General features: G+C 64.3%; 18 protein-coding genes. 12 read left to right on the forward strand and 6 right to left on the reverse strand.

Going from position 1 to position 17419, the window contains the following annotated elements; genetic code table 11:
* Positions 1 to 159: 159 nt before the first annotated feature.
* Genes B0E49_RS05725 through B0E49_RS05745 form a run of 5 tightly spaced genes read left to right on the forward strand, consistent with a single transcriptional unit; the run spans position 160 to position 3846 of the window.
* On the forward strand, positions 160 to 600 hold the full coding sequence (locus B0E49_RS05725; protein WP_286137824.1) for a COG4705 family protein: 441 nt from the start codon (positions 160 to 162) through the stop codon (positions 598 to 600).
* Positions 597 to 1355, forward strand: a complete 759-nt coding sequence (locus B0E49_RS05730) for a COG4705 family protein (RefSeq protein ID WP_077561080.1) — start codon at positions 597 to 599, stop codon at positions 1353 to 1355. Before B0E49_RS05725 ends, B0E49_RS05730 begins: the two co-directional genes overlap by 4 nt.
* 14 nt (positions 1356 to 1369) lie before the next feature.
* Positions 1370 to 2032: a response regulator transcription factor gene (locus B0E49_RS05735; protein WP_077561082.1), complete on the forward strand. Its 663-nt coding sequence runs from the start codon at positions 1370 to 1372 to the stop codon at positions 2030 to 2032.
* On the forward strand, positions 2008 to 3408 hold the full coding sequence (locus B0E49_RS05740; RefSeq protein WP_077561084.1) for an ATP-binding protein: 1401 nt from the start codon (positions 2008 to 2010) through the stop codon (positions 3406 to 3408). Before B0E49_RS05735 ends, B0E49_RS05740 begins: the two co-directional genes overlap by 25 nt.
* A gap of 33 nt (positions 3409 to 3441) precedes the next feature.
* Positions 3442 to 3846 carry a PaaI family thioesterase gene (locus tag B0E49_RS05745; RefSeq protein ID WP_144264455.1) on the forward strand — a complete coding sequence of 135 codons (405 nt, stop codon included), beginning with the start codon at positions 3442 to 3444 and terminating at the stop codon, positions 3844 to 3846.
* Positions 3847 to 3910: 64 nt separating this feature from the next.
* On the opposite strand, the gene B0E49_RS05750 is transcribed toward B0E49_RS05745, so the two are convergent.
* From B0E49_RS05750 to B0E49_RS05770, 5 genes are read right to left on the reverse strand one after another with little or no spacing between them, the layout of a single operon-like run.
* Positions 3911 to 4309, reverse strand: coding sequence for a RidA family protein (locus B0E49_RS05750; RefSeq protein ID WP_077561090.1), 399 nt, complete (start codon positions 4307 to 4309; stop codon positions 3911 to 3913).
* A 13-nt stretch (positions 4310 to 4322) separates the two neighbouring features.
* A complete protein-coding gene (locus B0E49_RS05755) occupies positions 4323 to 5765 on the reverse strand; it encodes an efflux transporter outer membrane subunit (RefSeq protein WP_077561091.1) in 1443 nt (480 codons plus the stop codon).
* 12 nt (positions 5766 to 5777) lie between these two features.
* Positions 5778 to 6920, reverse strand: coding sequence for an ABC transporter permease (locus B0E49_RS05760; RefSeq protein WP_077561092.1), 1143 nt, complete (start codon positions 6918 to 6920; stop codon positions 5778 to 5780).
* Entirely contained in the window at positions 6917 to 7861 is a 945-nt protein-coding gene (locus B0E49_RS05765; protein ID WP_077561097.1) for an ABC transporter ATP-binding protein, read from the reverse strand. Before B0E49_RS05765 ends, B0E49_RS05760 begins: the two co-directional genes overlap by 4 nt.
* Positions 7858 to 8826 carry an HlyD family secretion protein gene (locus B0E49_RS05770; RefSeq protein ID WP_077561099.1) on the reverse strand — a complete coding sequence of 323 codons (969 nt, stop codon included), beginning with the start codon at positions 8824 to 8826 and terminating at the stop codon, positions 7858 to 7860. Before B0E49_RS05770 ends, B0E49_RS05765 begins: the two co-directional genes overlap by 4 nt.
* Positions 8827 to 8967: 141 nt before the next feature.
* Here B0E49_RS05770 and dapC point away from each other — a divergent pair, with 141 nt between their 5' ends.
* The 7 genes from dapC to B0E49_RS05805 all read left to right on the forward strand — a co-directional run bounded on the left by dapC (position 8968) and on the right by B0E49_RS05805 (position 17032).
* The gene (gene dapC, locus B0E49_RS05775; protein ID WP_077561100.1) at positions 8968 to 10191 is read left to right on the forward strand and encodes a succinyldiaminopimelate transaminase; all 1224 of its coding nucleotides are present in this window, start codon (positions 8968 to 8970) and stop codon (positions 10189 to 10191) included.
* A gap of 31 nt (positions 10192 to 10222) precedes the next feature.
* Positions 10223 to 11047 (forward strand): 2,3,4,5-tetrahydropyridine-2,6-dicarboxylate N-succinyltransferase, encoded by an 825-nt coding sequence (gene dapD / locus B0E49_RS05780; RefSeq protein ID WP_077561114.1) that lies wholly within the window; start codon positions 10223 to 10225, stop codon positions 11045 to 11047.
* A gap of 41 nt (positions 11048 to 11088) precedes the next feature.
* Positions 11089 to 12279: a PilT/PilU family type 4a pilus ATPase gene (locus tag B0E49_RS05785; protein WP_077561116.1), complete on the forward strand. Its 1191-nt coding sequence runs from the start codon at positions 11089 to 11091 to the stop codon at positions 12277 to 12279.
* 29 nt (positions 12280 to 12308) lie between these two features.
* Entirely contained in the window at positions 12309 to 13484 is a 1176-nt protein-coding gene (gene dapE / locus B0E49_RS05790; RefSeq protein WP_077561118.1) for a succinyl-diaminopimelate desuccinylase, read from the forward strand.
* A complete protein-coding gene (prmB, locus tag B0E49_RS05795) occupies positions 13481 to 14356 on the forward strand; it encodes a 50S ribosomal protein L3 N(5)-glutamine methyltransferase (RefSeq protein WP_077561120.1) in 876 nt (291 codons plus the stop codon). Before dapE ends, prmB begins: the two co-directional genes overlap by 4 nt.
* Entirely contained in the window at positions 14353 to 16371 is a 2019-nt protein-coding gene (locus B0E49_RS05800) for an ABC-F family ATP-binding cassette domain-containing protein (RefSeq protein ID WP_077561122.1), read from the forward strand. Before prmB ends, B0E49_RS05800 begins: the two co-directional genes overlap by 4 nt.
* 127 nt (positions 16372 to 16498) lie before the next feature.
* A complete protein-coding gene (locus B0E49_RS05805; RefSeq protein ID WP_077561124.1) occupies positions 16499 to 17032 on the forward strand; it encodes a hypothetical protein in 534 nt (177 codons plus the stop codon).
* On the opposite strand, the gene B0E49_RS05810 is transcribed toward B0E49_RS05805, so the two are convergent.
* Positions 17010 to 17324 carry an EthD family reductase gene (locus B0E49_RS05810; protein WP_077561126.1) on the reverse strand — a complete coding sequence of 105 codons (315 nt, stop codon included), beginning with the start codon at positions 17322 to 17324 and terminating at the stop codon, positions 17010 to 17012. The genes B0E49_RS05805 and B0E49_RS05810 overlap by 23 nt on opposite strands.
* Between the last annotated feature and the right edge of the window lie 95 nt (positions 17325 to 17419).

Consider the following 17419-nt stretch of genomic DNA (forward strand, 5'->3'; position numbering starts at 1 on the left):
GTCATTTGCCTCGGCTTCGACCGGTGGAATATAGCCGACGAGCCCGACCGATGCGCGGCAGCAGGCTTACGGAGTGACGCGCTAAGCTTGTCCTAAGTGTCACCCGCGATAGTTGTGCCTGTCATCTTGAACACCACCAGTCCCGACAGGAGAAAACCCGTGACGAACACCAGGAACGAAAACAATGCGCGAATGCTGAACAAGGTTCCAGAAGTTACGATCTTTTTCTGGATCATCAAAATCCTGGCGACGACCGTTGGGGAGACGGCGGCGGACTTTCTCAACGTCAATCTGAATTTGGGCTTGACGGGCACCTCGCTCGTCATGGGCGTGCTGCTTGTTGCTTTTTTGGTTGCCCAGATGGATGCCAGGAAATACGTGCCATGGAAGTACTGGATCACAGTGGTTTTGCTCAGCATTTTTGGCACGCTCATGACCGACAACCTGGTCGACGGCTTCGATGTTCCGCTGCAAACGACGACGGCAGTATTCGGCGTCGCGCTGGCGGCGACCTTTGCCATCTGGTATCTGTCGGTCACACACAAAACCCGGAGCAAACTGCAGCCGCAGGACTCACAAGCAAGGCGAAACCTCTCATGAACAAGCAACTCTCAACCACCTTGAGCAAGGTCCCGGAAGTCACCCTGATTTTCTGGATCATCAAGATCGCTGCCACCACGCTGGGTGAAACCGGCGGCGACGCGGTATCCATGTCGATGAACCTGGGATATCTCGTGGCAACGGCGATTTTTGCGACCATCTTCCTGATTGCCGTGGTCGCCCAAATCAAGGCCAAGGCTTTTCACCCCTTCCTCTACTGGATCACCATCATTGCAACGACGACGGTCGGGACCACGATGGCGGATTTTGCCGACCGTTCTCTTGGCATTGGCTATGCGGGGGGGTCGACCATATTGTTTGCCCTGTTGATGACTTCCCTGGCGATCTGGTATCGATCCATGGGGACGGTATCGGTCGATACCGTCGGTTCGCCGAAGGCTGAGATGTTCTATTGGGTGACGATCATGTTTTCCCAAACCCTGGGCACCGCATTGGGCGACTGGACGGCCAGCACGGCAGGTCTTGGCTATGAGGGAAGTGCGGTGGTATTTGGCGTGCTACTGGCACTTATGGCGGCAGCGTACTACTGGACAAACATCTCTCGCACGTTGTTGTTCTGGGCGGCATTCATTCTCACGCGCCCCCTGGGGGCTGTGGTAGGTGACTTTCTCGACAAGCCTTTGAATGCCGGCGGGTTGGCATTGAGCCGTTATTCCGCATCGGCGGTGCTGTTCGCGTTGATGCTGACCTGTATCCTGTTCTTTCCGCAAAAGGCGGCGAAACAAGCCCATTGACCGCCGGAGGATAAATGCGCGTTCTGCTGGTTGAAGATGACCCCATGATCGGGGACGCTATCCAGGGTGCTTTGAGGGATGCTTCCTACGCGGCTGACTGGGTGAAGAATGGGCAAACAGCGCTTGATACGCTCGCCGATCAGCACTATGACCTCGTCCTGCTCGACCTCGGTTTGCCAGGGAAGGATGGTCTGGACGTGCTCACCTCGATCCGCGCCAGGGACAACCCCGTGCCGCTGCTGATCATCACGGCGCGTGACGAACTGAATGAGCGGATTCGCGGGCTGGACGGCGGTGCCGACGACTACGTGCTCAAACCCTTTGAGATGGCCGAACTGCTGGCGCGCATGCGCGCGGTGCTGCGGCGCAAGGGGGGCACATCCAACCCGGTACTGTCGAACGGTGCTTTGACGCTCGACCCCGCCACACGGCAAGCCACCGTGAGTGGCGTGGTAAACCGCCTGTCCGGGCGCGAGTTTTCCTTGCTGCAAGCCCTGCTGGTCCGGCCCGGCGCCATCCTCTCGCGCAGCGAGCTGGAAGACCGGATTTACGGCTGGGGCGAAGAGGTCGAGAGCAATGCCGTCGAATTCCTGATTCACTCGCTTCGCAAAAAACTGGGCAGTGACGTCATTAAAAATGTACGGGGGGTGGGATGGATGGTTTCCAGGGAAAGCTGAGGCAGTCGTTGCAGTTCAGGCTGTCGGCCTGGCTGTGCGGGGTCATCGCGATGATTGCGGTCGCCGGCGGCATTGTTTCTTTTTTGTCGGCGTTCCAGGAGGCCATCGAACTGCAGGACGATCAGCTTCGCCAGATGGCGGCCCTCTTCGATGGGCAGCAGTTGCCTGTCCCATCCGCCGCCCCGCACGTGGACAAGCTCGAGGGTGATCCCGACTCGCGCGTGATGGTGCAGTGGCTGCGCCCTGCCAGCGCCACGTTCGTCAAGCCGACTGGGGCGCTCTCCGGCCTGCCAGCCAATTTATCCGATGGCATCCAGACCACGAAACTGGGCGGCACGTCCTGGCGGGTGTTCGTGAAGACAGTGGCGCCCGGAGCCCGGGTTGCCATTGGTCAGCGTACGGAAGTGCGCGATGAGATCGCCCGCGACAGCGCGCAGCGCACTTTGATGCCGTTCCTGATCCTGATTCCCGTCTTGCTGCTGCTGGTGGGCGGCCTGATCCGCAACATGTTCCGGCCACTGAAAACGATGGCTCTGGAGCTTGACCGGCGCTCCGAGCAGGATCTGCGCGAAGTCGCCCCTGCGCACCTTCCTTCGGAAGTTCGCCCCTTCGTGGTGGCCATCAATCGGTTGCTGTCGCGGGTGGGCCAGTCGGTGTCGATGCAGCGGCGCTTTGTCGCGGACGCGGCGCACGAACTGCGCTCGCCGCTGACGGCGCTTTCGCTGCAAGCGGAGCAACTGGACGCTGCGGACATGTCGGCGCACGCGAGGGAGCGGCTGGCCGTGTTGCGCAGCGGTATCCGGCGCACGCGGAGTCTGCTGGATCAGCTACTCACGCTGGCCCGCGTGCAGGATTCTTCCCGGGAGCGAACCCAAACGGTGTCAGTGCAACAGGTTTTCCGGCAGGTGCTGGAAGATCTGATGCCTCTGGCGGAAGTCAAGGATATCGATGCAGGCGTCGTGGGCGCGCAGGACGCCAGTGTGATGGCCCCCGAGGCGGACCTCAAGACACTGGTGAAGAATCTGGTGGACAACGCCATCCGCTATACGCCCAGCGGGGGCCAGATTAATCTCTCCGTGCGCACCAACGAGGGCCAGGTGACCTTGCAGGTCACCGATACGGGACCGGGCATCGCGCCGGAAGAACGCCAACGCGTGTTCGATCCTTTCTACCGTATCGTGGGCCAGGACGAAGTGGGGTCCGGGCTGGGCCTGTCCATCGTGCAGACCATTGCAGACCGGTTTGACGCAAAAATCGACATCGGTTACGCCAGCGAGCCGACGCAGTCGGGGTTGCGGATTGCAGTCGCCTTCCCTGCGTCGGCCAGTGTCGCGCCCGAGAACCCCTCCCCGCGGCCAATGAATCCCGCAAAATAGGGCCTTGTGTCGGCAAACATCGAAGGAGATACCGTGAACGATCTTGCTTCCATTGCGGAACTTCTGGCGCCGCTGTTCCCCGGCCTCATCGGCATGCAGCTGGTGGAGGTGACGCCGGACCGCGTGGTCGCCACGCTGAAGGTCCGGCCCGATCTGTGCACGACGGGTGAAATCCTGCACGGCGGCGCGATCATGGCATTCGCCGACACCCTGGGCGGGGTTGGCACCTTCGTCAATCTTGCCGAGGGCAAACGCACAGCAACGGTGGAGTCGAGCACCAAGTTCATCGGTGCCGCCAGGGTGGGCAGCACCGTGACCGCCGAGTGCGAGGCCTTGCACCGGGGCAAGACCACGATGGTCTGGCAGACGAAGATCCTGACCGCCCAGGGCAAGCTGTGCGCCGTCGTGACGCAAACCCAGCTGGTGCTCGAAATTTGAGCCTTTTAGCGCCGCAGCCCTTTTAAACCGGGGCTTGGCAGCTATCATTTTTATACCGACGGAGTCACGGGGCCGGCTTGCGCGCCGTCACCTCGATCTCGATTTTCATGCGCGGATCGGCCAGGCCGGCCGAGATCATCATGGCCGCAGGGAGAACTTCGCCGAAGTAGCGGCGCAAGGTGGGCCAGCATTGCGGGAAATCGGCCGCGTCGGGCAGCACATAGGTGACGCGCACCACGTCGGTCAGGCTGCTGCCGGCCTGTGCCAGTGCCGCCTGGATGTTGCGCAGGCACTGGTCGGTCTGCGCCACCACGTCGCCGGCGATGGTCATGCTGGCGTAGTCAAAGCCCGTGGTGCCCGAGACAAAAATCCAGTCGCCGCCCGCGTCGTGGCTCACCACGGCGCGCGAGTAGCCCATTTCCTGCTCAAAGGTCGATCCGGAGCTGATGAGTTGTCGAGTCATGCTGATGCCTGTGTCAATATGTGATCAATCCGCCGCCCAGCGCCTGAAACAGCGCCGCCGTATCGGCGAGCCGGTTGGCCTGTGCGCGGGTCCGCTCCAGCGCCGTCTGCAGCGCCTGTCGCTGCGTATCGAGTTGATCGAACCGGCTGACGCCGCCGACTGAATAACGCTCCTGCGCGATCGCAAGACTCGCCTGCGCCTGCTGCGCGGCTTCATCGCGGGTCTGCAGTTCGCGCGCATCGTTGCCCAGCGCCGTCAAGGTGTCTGCGACCTGCTGCAGCGCCTGCAATACCGTCTGCTGGTAGCCGGCAAGCGCTGCGTCGTACGCCGCCTGCGCCGAGCGTTTCTTCGCCTGCAGTGCGCCCCCATGAAAAATCGGCTGCGTGAGGGCCAGGCCCACATTCCAGATATTCAGCCCGTTCACGACATCTTCGATGCGGGTGCGCTCCGAGCCGATCCCGGAGGAAATCATGAACTGCGGATACAGGTTCGCTGTCGCCACGCCGACATTCGCGCCGGCCTGGTGCAGCAGCGCCTCCGACGCGCGGATGTCGGGCCGCTCGCGCGCCAGCGTGGACGGCAGGGTGAGCGCCAGCGTGTCCGGCAACTGCAGCGCATCGAGCGTGATGGCGCCGAAATCCGCCTTGGACGGCACGCTGCCCAGCAGAATCGCGAGCTGGTGATCGGCCTGCGCGAGTTGCGTTGCGAGCGGCGGCAGCGACGCCCGGGTCTGCGCCAGCAGCGTACGCTGGCTGCGCACGTCGAGCTGCGCCACGCCACCGGCCGCGAAGCGTCCCTCGGTGATCGCCAGTTGTTGCGCCTGGGCGTCGGCGAGGCGCTGTGCCAGCGCGATCTGCTGCGCCAGCGACGCGCGCCGAACGGCGGCCGAGACGACGTTGCCTGCCAGTGTGAGCCGCGCCGCTTCGAGTTCGAAGGACTGATAGTCGATCTGCGCCTTCAAGGCCTCCAGCGCGCGGCGATTGCCGCCGAAGATATCGAGCGCATACGACACGCTGACCGACGCGTTGTACAACGAAAACGGGCCGGGATTCGGCACATTCTGGATGCCGAACGCCGCGATATCGACCTGTTGCCGCGCGCCGCCGAGCGTCGCGTCGATCTTCGGGAAGTCGGTCGCGCCGGCCTGTGCCAGGTAGTTTTCGCGCGCCTGGATGAGTCTTGCGCGGGCTTGCGCGAGCGTCGGGCTGTGCTGCAAAGCGTGATCGACCAGGCGGTTGAGCGCATCGCAGTGAAACCGGGTCCACCACATCGGGACGGCGTGTGGCGCGGTGACAAAGATCTGGGATGCCCCCGCCGCGCCACCGGCCGCCACCGTTGCCGCAGGCGGGGTTTCGCGGGTGTAGGTCTGGGTGGCCGGCGCGGCAGGCGGCCGAAAATCCGGTCCGACCGCACAGCCGCACAGCGCAATGGTGACGAAAAGAGCGAGCGGCTTCATTGACCGGTCCCCTCAGTCGAGCGTGCGCCGGTAAAAGCGCAGCGCAATGCCCATTACGATGACCATGAACAACGCCATCGGCCAGACCGACGGCCACAGGTCGACCCAGCCACTGCCCTTGAGCAAAATGCCGCGAATCAGCCGGTTGAAATAGGTCAGCGGCAGCAGGTTGCCGATGAATTGCGCCCAGCCCGGCATTCCCGCGAACGGGAACATGAAGCCCGACAGCAGCAGGCTCGGCAGAAAATAGAACACGGTCAGCTGCATGGCCTGCAACTGGTTCCGGGCCATCGACGACAGCGTGATGCCGACCGTCAGGTTCGCCGCAATGAACAGCAGCGAGGCCAGATAGATGGCGAGCAGGCTGCCCGCGAACGGCACATGAAAGACAAGGCGCGCCGCGGCCAGGATGATGGACGCCTGCACCAGCCCGATCACCACATAAGGCACGATCTTGCCGGTCATCACCTCGACCGGCAGCGCGGGTGTCGCGAGCAGGTTTTCCATCGTGCCGCGTTCGCGCTCGCGCGTGATCGCCAGGCCGGTCATCATCACCATCGTCAGTGTCAGGATCACGCCCATCAGGCCCGGCACCACGTTGTATTGCGTAATGCCCTCGGGGTTGTACAGCTTGTGCACCTGCACATCGAACGCAGCAGGGCTGCCATTCAGGTGGGCCAGCGGCCCGGTAATGTCCTTGTCCGCAACCGGCTGCACCAGGCCGGAGAGCGCCGCCAGTGCACTGCCCGTCGCAGTGGGGTCGGTGGCATCGGCTTCGACCAGCAGCGACGGACGCTCACCGCGCAGCAGCCTGCGCGAAAAATCGACCGGGATGTTGAGCACGAACTGCACCCGGCCTTGTGCCAGCGCGCGTCGGCCGGCTTCCTCATCGGGCAGGGTTTCAACGATGTCGAAATAGCTGGAGTTGGTCATCGCCGCGACAAAACTGCGCGTGAAGGCGCTCTGGTCGCCCATGACGACGGCGGTGGGCAGGTGCTTGGGGTCGGTGTTGATCGCGAAGCCGAACAGCGTGAGCTGGATGATCGGCAGGCCGATGATCATGGCGAACGTGATGCGGTCGCGCCGCAGTTGCAGGAACTCCTTGAGCACGATGCTCCACCAGCGCGACCACGAGAAAAGAACGCGCGTCGTCACGATGGCGCTCCATCGTTGTCGCTTGAACGGTCCACCAGGTAGATGAACACGTCCTCGAGTCCGGTCTCGATACGCTCGATGCGCAACCCCGTGCCGGCGGTCGCCTGCTCGACAGCGGCTTCGAGCGCAGCGTGGTCGCTGCCACTGACATGCAGCGCCGAACCAAACACGGCGACCTGATCGACACCCGGCATCCCGCGCAGCCGATCCGACAGTTGGCTCAGATGTTCGCCATACAGGCTCCACGTTGCGAGATTCTGCGAGTCGATGATTTGTTTTGCGGTGCCTTGCGCCAGCAGCCTGCCGTACGCCATGTACGCGAGCTTGTGGCAGCGCTCGGCCTCGTCCATGTAATGCGTGCTGACCAGCACTGAGATGCCGCGCGCAGCGAGCTGGTGCAGCGTTTCCCAGAAGTTGCGGCGCGCCCCGGGGTCGACGCCCGCGGTCGGTTCGTCGAGCAACAGCAGCTGCGGCTCGTGCAGCATGCAGGCGGCGAGCGCGAGCCGTTGCTTCCAGCCACCGGACAACGCGCCCGTCAGTTGATCCGCCCGACTCTGCAGACCGAGCGACTCAAGCGAGCGGTCCACCGTTTCGCGGCGGGCCGGCATCTGGTAAATGCGCGCGACAAAGTCGAGATTTTCCCGGATCGTCAGGTCGTCCCAGTAGGAGAAGCGCTGCGTCATGTAGCCGACGTTGCGCTTGATCTGCGCACTCTCGCGCACGATGTCGTAGCCAAGACAGGTGCCGGTGCCCGAATCCGGCGTGAGCAATCCGCACATCAGGCGGATGGAGGTGGTCTTGCCGCTGCCATTCGGCCCGAGAAAGCCGAAGATCTCGCCGCGCGCGACCTGCAGCGACAGGTCGCTCACGACATGCTTGTCGCCGAAGCGTTTGTTGAGCTTTTGCACGTCGATGGCGTAGGGCGGCGCGGTCGGGCTCATTGCAATGTCACCGCGACGGGCTGGCCGGGATGCAGCCGCGCGGCGGCGGCGGCGGAAGGACGCGCTTCGACCATGAACACCAGCTTCGCGCGGTTCTCGTTGCTGTAGATCACGGGCGGCGTGTATTCAGCCTTGTTCGCGATGTACGTGATCTTCGCAGGCACGTCCGCAGCGCAGCCGTCGCAGTGGATCGCCAGGGCGCGGCCCGGCGCCAGGGCGCCGACGATCGTCTCCGACACAAAAAAGCGCACCTTTACGTTTTGCGGTGGCAGCAGTTGCACGACGGGATTGCCGGCCTGCACCCATTCGCCGATGCGATACAGCGTGTCGTACACGAGCCCCCCGGCCGGCGCGTTCACACGCGTCTGATCCAGCTTCCAGCGCGCCTGGGCGACGGCCGCCTGCGCCGCTTCGATCTGCGCACTCTGCGCGCTGATCTGCTGGGACCGCCCGGGGAGCCTGGCGACATCGACCTGATGCGCCAGTTCGCGCACCCGGGCCGCGGTCGCATCGGCGTTGGCCTGCGAGTCGTCGAGTTGCGCCTTCGCGATCCCGCCGACGCGGAACTGGGCCTCGTCGCGCGTGAGCTGCAATGCGGCCTTGCGCGCATTGGCGAGCGCCTGCGCGAGCTGTGCCTTGATGACGTTGACTTCGGGCGGCCGCTTGCCGGTCTGGATGTCGGCCAGTTGCGCGCGCGCCACCGCGAGTTGCTGCTGCGCCTGCTGCACCGCAGCGGCTTCGTCCACCGATTCGAGCGCGAACACCGGCGCACCGGCCTCGACCGTCTGCCCGCGCGCCACCGGCAATTGCGCGAGCTTGCCGGACTGCGACGAGCCGAGGTACACGAATTCGCCCTCGATATAGCCCTGATAAGTGTTGTCGTCGTGGTGCGAGCAGCCTGCCAATGCCGCAGCAACACACAACAGGGCCGACAGGTACGCCGGCGCTCGGAAAAAACGGCTCATGGAAGAAATTTCATGTTGTGACTTCTTGTTGCCTGGACCTTCCCCCAGTATCCGGGACGGCGGAGCGCCAAACGCCCCCTGTTTTACATGAAATCCAGCCGATTCCTCATCACAGCACGGTCCATCCGGGATAATTCGGGGATGAACCCCTTGTTGAGTCAATTACAGCCCTATCCCTTCGAGCGGCTGCGGCAATTATTCGCCGGCATCACCCCCAACACCTCCTACCGTCCCATCAGCCTGGGCATCGGCGAGCCGCGGCATGCCACTCCCGACCTCGTCAAACAGGCCCTGATGAATGCCGCAGCCGACCCGGCCGGCGGACTGGCCGCCTATCCGGCCACCGCGGGCTCGCCCCAACTGCGCGAGGCCTTTGTCGCATGGCTCGAGCGCCGTTACGGCCTGGCGCTGGACCCGGCCACCCAGGTGCTGCCTGTCAATGGCTCGCGCGAGGCGCTGTTTGCCTTCGCGCAAACCGTGCTGGACCCGACCCGGCCAGGGGCGATCGTGGTCTGCCCCAACCCGTTCTACCAAATCTACGAGGGCGCGGCGCTGCTGGCGGGCGCGCAGCCGTACTTTGCACCGAGCGATCCGGCACGTAACTTCGCAGTGGACTGGGACAGCGTGCCGGCCGAGGTCTGGGCGCGCACGCAGCTGCTGTTCGCCTGCTCGCCCGGCAACCCCACGGGCGCCGTGATGCCAATGGCCGAGTGGCGCAAGCTGTTCGACTTGAGCGAGCGCCATGGTTTCGTGATTGCCTCGGACGAGTGCTACAGCGAGATCTATTTCCGCGAGGAGCCGCCGCTGGGCGCGCTGCAGGCGGCGGCGCAACTGGGGCGCAGCAACTTCAAAAATCTGGTCTCGTTCACCAGTCTGTCCAAGCGCAGCAATGTGCCCGGCATGCGCAGCGGCTTCGTGGCGGGCGATGCGGCGCTGCTGAAGCAGTTTTTGCTCTACCGCACCTACCACGGCAGCGCCATGGGCGGCGTGGTGCAGGCGGCCAGCATCGCCGCCTGGCGCGACGAGCAGCATGTGGTGGACAACCGCGCAATGTACCGCGAGAAATTTGCCCAGGTCACGCCACTGCTTGCCCAAGTGCTGGAGGTGGCGCTGCCCGACGCCGGCTTTTACCTGTGGGCCAAGGTGCCCGCCAGTCGCACCGGCGGGCCCGGCGATGACACCGTTTTCGCAAGCGAATTGCTGGCTCAATACAATGTGACGGTGTTGCCCGGCAGTTATCTGGCGCGCGAGGCCCATGGCTCGAACCCCGGCCGGGGCCGCATCCGCATGGCGCTGGTGGCTGAAACAGCGGAGTGCCTGGAGGCCGCGCAGCGCATCGTTCGATTTGTCAAAGCCCAATCCTGATTTCCAAAACCCCGATCCCGAGACCTCCACCATGACCCAACAACTGCAAAAAATCATCGATACCGCGTGGGAAGATCGCGCCAACCTCTCGCCCAAGGCCGCACCCAAGGAAGTGCTCGAAGCCGTGGAGCACGCCATCGGCGAACTCAACAACGGCCATCTGCGCGTAGCCACGCGCGAAGGCGTGGGCCAGTGGACCACGCACCAGTGGCTCAAGAAGGCCGTGCTGCTGAGCTTTCGACTGAACGACAACGAAATCATCCGCGCCGGCGATCTGGGGTTTTACGACAAGGTCAAAACCAAATTCGCGCACCTCGACGCAGAGCAGATGCGCGGCACCGGCGTGCGCGTGGTGCCGCCGGCCGTGGCACGCCGCGGCAGCTTTATTGCCAAAGGCGCGATCCTGATGCCCTCTTACGTCAACATCGGCGCCTACGTCGATGAAGGCACGATGGTCGACACCTGGGCTACCGTGGGCTCGTGCGCGCAAGTTGGCAAGAACGTGCACCTGTCCGGCGGCGTCGGCTTGGGCGGCGTGCTCGAGCCCTTGCAGGCGAATCCAACCATCATCGAGGACAACTGCTTCATCGGCGCACGCTCCGAAGTGGTCGAAGGCGTGATCGTCGAAGAAAACTCGGTCATCTCGATGGGCGTGTACCTGGGCCAGAGCACCCCGATCTACGACCGCGCCAGCGACACGGTGAGCTACGGCCGCATCCCCGCGGGCTCGGTCGTGATCAGCGGCAGCCTGCCCAAGCCCGGCGGCAAGTATAGCCTGTACGCCGCCATCATCGTCAAGCGGGTCGACGCGAAAACCCGCGCCACTACCAGCCTGAACGAGCTGCTGCGCGACTGAGCCGGTCACCACCTCACAACACTTCCGGGAAAAGACGCACGATGAACACGATGGAGAGAATTCTTCGCCTGATGGCGGACCGCAAGGCCTCGGACGTGTACCTGTCGGCCCACTCGCCGGCGCTGATCAAGATCAATGGCCAGTGCGTTCCCATCAACGCGCAGGTGCTGCCGCCCGAGGCACCGCGCAACCTGCTGGCCGAAATCCTGGCGCCCGAGCGCATCGAGGAGCTGGAAAAGACCGGCGAGCTGAACATGGCCTTTCCGCTCCATGGGGTCGGCAATTTCCGCATCAGCGGCCTGCGCCAGCGCGGCAGCTATGCCGCCGTGATCCGCTACATCGCCGACGACATTCCGCCGCTGGACTCGCTGAACCTGCCGCCCATCCTGAGCCAGCTGGTGATGGAAAAGCGCGGGCTGCTGCTGCTGGTGGGCGCCACCGGCGCGGGCAAGAGCACGACGCTGGCCTCCATGATCGACCACCGCAACGAAAACGCCGTGGGCCACGTCCTCACGATCGAGGACCCGATCGAGTACATGTTCAAGAACAAGAAGTCCGTGATCAACCAGCGCGAGGTCGGCACCGACACCGAGTCGCTGCAAACCGCGCTGCGCAACGCGCTGCGGCAGGCACCCGACGTGATCCTGATCGGCGAAATCCGCGACCGCGACACCATGTCCTCGGCCATCGCCTACGCCCAGTCGGGCCACCTGTGCCTGGCCACCATGCATGCCAACAACAGCTACCAGGCGCTGAACCGGATCCTGAGCTTCTACCCCGTGGAAGTGCGCCCGACCATGCTGGGCGACCTGGCCGCCGCGCTCAAGGCCGTGGTGTCGCAGCGCCTGCTGCGCACCGCCGCCGGCAAGCGGCTGCCCGCCGTGGAGGTCATGCTCAACACCAAGCTGGTGGCCGAGCTGATCGAGAAAGGCGACTTCCCGGGCGTCAAGGAAGCCATGGAAAACTCGATTGCCGAGGGCTCGCAAAGCTTTGAAGAAGACATCGCGCGCCTGATTCTGGACGGCAGCGTCGAGCGCAAGGAAGGCCTGAGCCATTCGGATTCGCCCACCAACCTGATGTGGCGCCTGCAGAACAACCAGGTCCGGGCGGCCAAGGCGCTGGAAGAAGAGCCGCAAAGCGACGATCCTTCATTCACAGAAATTACGCTGGACGTGCGCACGACCGGTTTCGGCGCCACCGGTTTTGGCAAGACGGGCTTTGGCCCGTTGTAATGCCAATGCCCTGATTGCGGACCCACTCCATGACCTCCACGCTCCACCTTGCCGAACAGCTGATCGCCCGACCCTCGGTCACGCCCAATGACATGGGCTGCCTGAAGATCATCGGCGCGCGCCTGGCCCCGCTCGGCTTCGAATGCGAAACCATCCTGGGCGGCCCGGAGCACTTTCAGGTCACCAACCTGTGGGCGGTTCGCAAAGGTTTTAACGCGAATGCCCAGCCTGCACGGGCACAAGACGCTACCAAATTGATAGTTTTCGCGGGCCACACCGATGTGGTACCGACCGGCCCGCTGGCGCAGTGGCGCAGCGACCCGTTCACGCCCACGCATCGGGACGGCCTGCTGTACGGCCGCGGCGCCGCCGACATGAAGACCTCGCTGGCGGCCATGGTGGTGGCGGTGGAAGAGTTTCTGGCGGCGCATCCCGACCCGGCGCTGTCCATCGGTTTCCTGCTCACGAGCGACGAAGAAGGCCCGGCGCTGGACGGCACCGTGACGGTCTGCGAGCGCCTCAAGGTGCGTGGCGAGCGGCTGGACTATTGCATCGTGGGCGAGCCGACTTCGGTCAAGCGCACCGGCGACATGATCAAGAACGGGCGCCGCGGCACCATGAGCGGCAAGCTCACGGTCAAAGGCGTGCAGGGCCACATCGCCTATCCGCATCTGGCGAAGAACCCGATCCATCTGGTCGCGCCCGCGCTGGCCGAGCTGGTCACTGTCGAATGGGACCGCGGCAACGAATTCTTCCCGCCCACCACCTGGCAGATGAGCAACATCCACGGTGGCACCGGGGCCGGCAACGTGATTCCCGGCACGGTCGTGATCGACTTCAATTTCCGCTTTTCGACCGAATCGACGCCCGAAGGCTTGCAGCAACGCCTGCACGCCGTGCTGGACCGGCATGGCCTGGACTATGAGCTGCAGTGGACCGTGGGCGGTCTGCCCTTTTTGACCACGCCCGGCACGCTGGTCAGCGCGGTGCAGGACGCGATTCGGGCCGAGACCGGCCTCGAGACCGAACTCTCCACCACCGGCGGCACCAGCGACGGCCGCTTCATCGCCAAGATCTGCCCGCAGGTGATCGAACTCGGCCCACCCAACGCCAGCATCCACAAAATCGACGAGTGCGTGGCGGTGGCCGATATCGAACCGCTCAAGAACATCTACCGCCGCGTGCTGGAAACGCTGTCCGCATGACCATCGGCGAGTTGATCGACGCGGGCGCCGAGCAGCTCGCAGGAGCCGGCGTTTCCTTTGGCCACGGCACCAACAATGCGTTCGACGAAGCCGCCTGGCTGGTGCTGTGGCAATTGGGCCTGCCGCTGGATTCCCCGCTGCAGGGCCCGGATTCAGTAGCAAATCGGCCCGTAGCCCCCTTGGAGCAAGCACAGGTAGCTACTCTTTTAAGAGCGCGCATCGAAACGCGTAAACCCGCCGCGTACCTGACCCGCGGGGCCTGGCTGCAGGGCGTGCCGTTCTATGTGGACGAACGTGCCATCGTGCCGCGCAGCCTGATTGCCGAGCTGCTGGTACACGGCGACATCGACCCGTGGCTGGAACCGCAGACCCGTCGTGTGCTGGATTTGTGCACCGGCAATGGCAGTCTGGCCGTGCTGGCGGCGATGGTCTATCCGGAGGTCAGCATCGATGCCGCCGATATTTCCACCGATGCCCTCGAAGTCGCCCGCATCAACGTGGACCGGCACCAGCTGCAGCGGCGCATCACACTGCTGCCGTCCGATGGCCTGGCCCAGGTGGGCGGCCCTTACGACCTGATTCTGTGCAACCCGCCTTACGTCAACACGCAAAGCATGACCGCCCTGCCCCCCGAGTACCGCGCCGAGCCCGCACTGGCGCTGGCCGGTGGCGCGGATGGCATGGACTTCATCCGCCAGCTGCTGCGCGACGCGCCGCAGCACATGACCGAACACGGCGTGCTGGTGCTGGAAATCGGCCACGAGCGCGATCACTTTGAAGCCGCCTTTCCGCACCTCGAAGCGGTCTGGCTGGAAACCAGCGCAGGCGTTGACCAGGTGCTGCTGGTGACGCGCGAATCTCTTGAATCATGATTACCCTTAAAAACGTGACCCTGCGCCGCAGCGCGAAGGTGCTGCTCGACAGCGCCTCTGTGACCCTCAACCCCGGCGAGAAGGTCGGCCTGGTGGGGCGCAACGGCGCCGGCAAATCCTCGCTGTTTGCACTGCTGAACGGCACGCTGCACGAAGACGGCGGCGACTACTACATCCCGGCCCAGTGGCGCATGGGCCAGGTCGCGCAGGAGATGCCCGAGACCGACCAGAGCGCCACCGACTTCGTGGTCGAGGGCGACACCGCCCTGCTGGCCGCCCAGACCGAGGTAATCGCTGCCGAGGCCACCGAAGACTACGACCGCATGGCGCACGCCTACATGGAGCTGCACGACGCCGGAGCGCACGATGCGCCCGCGCGTGCCCAGGCGCTGATCCTGGGCCTGGGCTTCAAGACCACCGAGCTGAGCAACCCGGTGAACAGCTTCTCGGGCGGCTGGCGCATGCGGCTGCAGCTGGCGCGCGCGCTGATGTGCCCGTCCGACCTGCTGCTGCTCGACGAGCCGACCAATCACCTGGATCTGGACGCGCTGGTGTGGCTGGAAGCGTGGCTCAAGCGCTACGAGGGCACCTTGGTGGTGATCAGCCACGACCGCGAGTTTCTCGATGCGGTGACCAACGTCACCCTGCACATCGACGCCGGCAAGCTGGTGCGCTACGGCGGCAACTACAGCAAATTCGAGGACATGCGCGCCGAGCAGATGGAGCTGCAGCAGGCCGCCTTTGGCAAGCAGCAGGACAAGATCGCGCACCTGCAAAAGTTCATCGACCGCTTCAAGGCCAAGGCCAGCAAGGCCAGGCAGGCGCAGAGCCGCGTCAAGGCGCTCGAGCGCATGGAGAAAATCGCGCCGATGCTGGCCGACGCCGACTTCAGCTTCGAGTTCAAGGAGCCGGCCAATCTACCGAATCCGATGCTGTCGATGTCGGGCGCGAGCTTTGGCTACCCGCCGCCCGAAGACGCCCCGGCCGGCACGCCGCCCACCGTGATCGTGCAGCACGTCAACCGCTCGGTGCTGGCGGGCCAGCGCATCGGCATCCTCGGGGCGAACGGCCAGGGCAAATCCACGCTGGTGAAAACCGTGGCGCGCGCGCTGGCGCCTATTCAAGGCGAACTCACCGAAGGCAAGGGCCTGAACATCGGCTACTTTGCCCAGCAGGAACTCGACGTGCTGCGGCCGCTGGATACGCCGCTGGAGCACATGATCCGTCTCGTCAAGGAGACCGCGGCGCGCGGGCAAAACCACGGCCAGGGCACGCGCGAGCAGGACCTGCGCAGCTTTCTGGGCATGTTCAACTTCGGCGGCGACATGGTCAAGCAGGCCGTGGGCAGCATGAGCGGCGGCGAAAAGGCGCGCTTGGTGCTGTGCATGATCGTCTGGCAGCGTCCCAACCTGCTGCTGCTCGACGAGCCGACCAACCACCTGGACCTGGCCACACGCGAGGCGCTGTCGATGGCGCTCAACGAGTTCGAGGGCACTGTCATGCTGGTGAGCCACGACCGCGCCCTGCTGCGCGCCGTCTGCGACGAGTTCTGGCTGGTCACGCGCGGTGGTGTCGAGCCGTTTGACGGCGACCTCGACGACTACCAGCGCTACTTGTTGGATGAGGCCAAGCGCCAGCGCGAAAGCCTCAAGGAGTCGTTGAAGGAGCCCGTTGTTGCTACTATAAAAATAGCTGAAAGCGAAGCACCCACGGGGGCTACAGGCACATTTAACTCAAAGAATGCACCGGCACAGCGAAAACTCGACGCGCAGCGCCGGCAGCAGCAGGCGGACAAGGCCAGGCCCATCAAGCGCGAGCTGGATGGCTGCGAGCGGCGCATGGCGGAGCTGACGCAGGAAAAAGCGCGGATCGAGGCACAGCTGGCAACGCCACTGGCGCCGGCGGCTATTGCCGAGACCGGCAAGCGACTCAAGGCGGTCGGCGACGAGCTGCATGCACTCGAAGAACGCTGGCTGGAGCTGACCGAGGAAATCGAGCACACCGCCGGCGCCTGAGGGGATCGAATGACACTCAGCGGTGTAGAGTGGTTCGCCGATTCACTCGTTTTTGGAGCGCTCACCATGATGCACAGTCCCGGTCGCCTGGCCGTCGATTTGATCTCCCTCGCCTGATCGGCACGGCATGCCGACCGCCCTGCAAATGGCTGCTGGCGACGAGGCCCTGTCGGCCGCCGTGCGCCGCAGCCACCAGTTGCTGCACCGGCGCGCACTAGTGGCCGCCGTGGCCAGCACGGTACCCGTGCCGGGGCTGGACTGGGCCGTGGACGCCGCCCTGCTGTCGCGCCTGCTGCCCAAGATCAGCGCCGAGTTCGGCCTCACGCCCGTGCAGCTCGACCGGCTGGACCCAGGCCAGCGCGCGCAAGTACAAAAGGCGGTCGCCGTGGTCGGGTCGGTGCTGATCGGCAAATTCATCACCAAAGAGCTGGTCTTTATGGCCGCGCAAAAGATCGGCATGCGCCTGACCGTGCAGCAGGCCGCCAAGTATGTGCCTCTGGCCGGCCAGGCCGTGTCCGCCGCCATGGGCTACACGGCCATCCGCTACCTGGGCGAGCAGCATATCCAGGACTGCGTGCGCGTGGCGCAGACGGCGCAGCTTGCGTTGCCGTCTCCGGCACCGTCCAACACCCGCGCCTTCAGCCCACCACGACTTCGCTGATCTGGATCACCGGACTCAAATCGGTGTAGTTCGGAATGTCCGCCATGATCTCCTGCGCGTGCGGTCCGAAGCCGGCTTGAAACGACTCCACGGAATCACAGAAGATGTGGCACATGCCCACATAGGTCGCGGGCGCGCCAGCAGTGCCGCCGGCAAGCCCCTTGTCAATCGTGTAGTACTTGCAGGCGTCACCCATCTTGCTCTTGACCAGCGGCATGTGCTTGTCGCGGTAATACTCGTGGTTGAAACGGGCCCCGGGTGTGTTGGGGTACATCACGCTGACTTTGATCATGGCTTGTCTCCAGTGGCTGGTCTTCAAGCATAGGGGAACAAACTCCGGGAGACAAGCAGTTGGGGCGAGATGGGGCGCTGCTGGTCTATCATGAT

Source organism: Polaromonas sp. C04 (assembly GCF_002002705.1).
In the GTDB taxonomy this organism is placed as follows: Bacteria; Pseudomonadota; Gammaproteobacteria; order Burkholderiales; family Burkholderiaceae_C; genus Rhodoferax_A.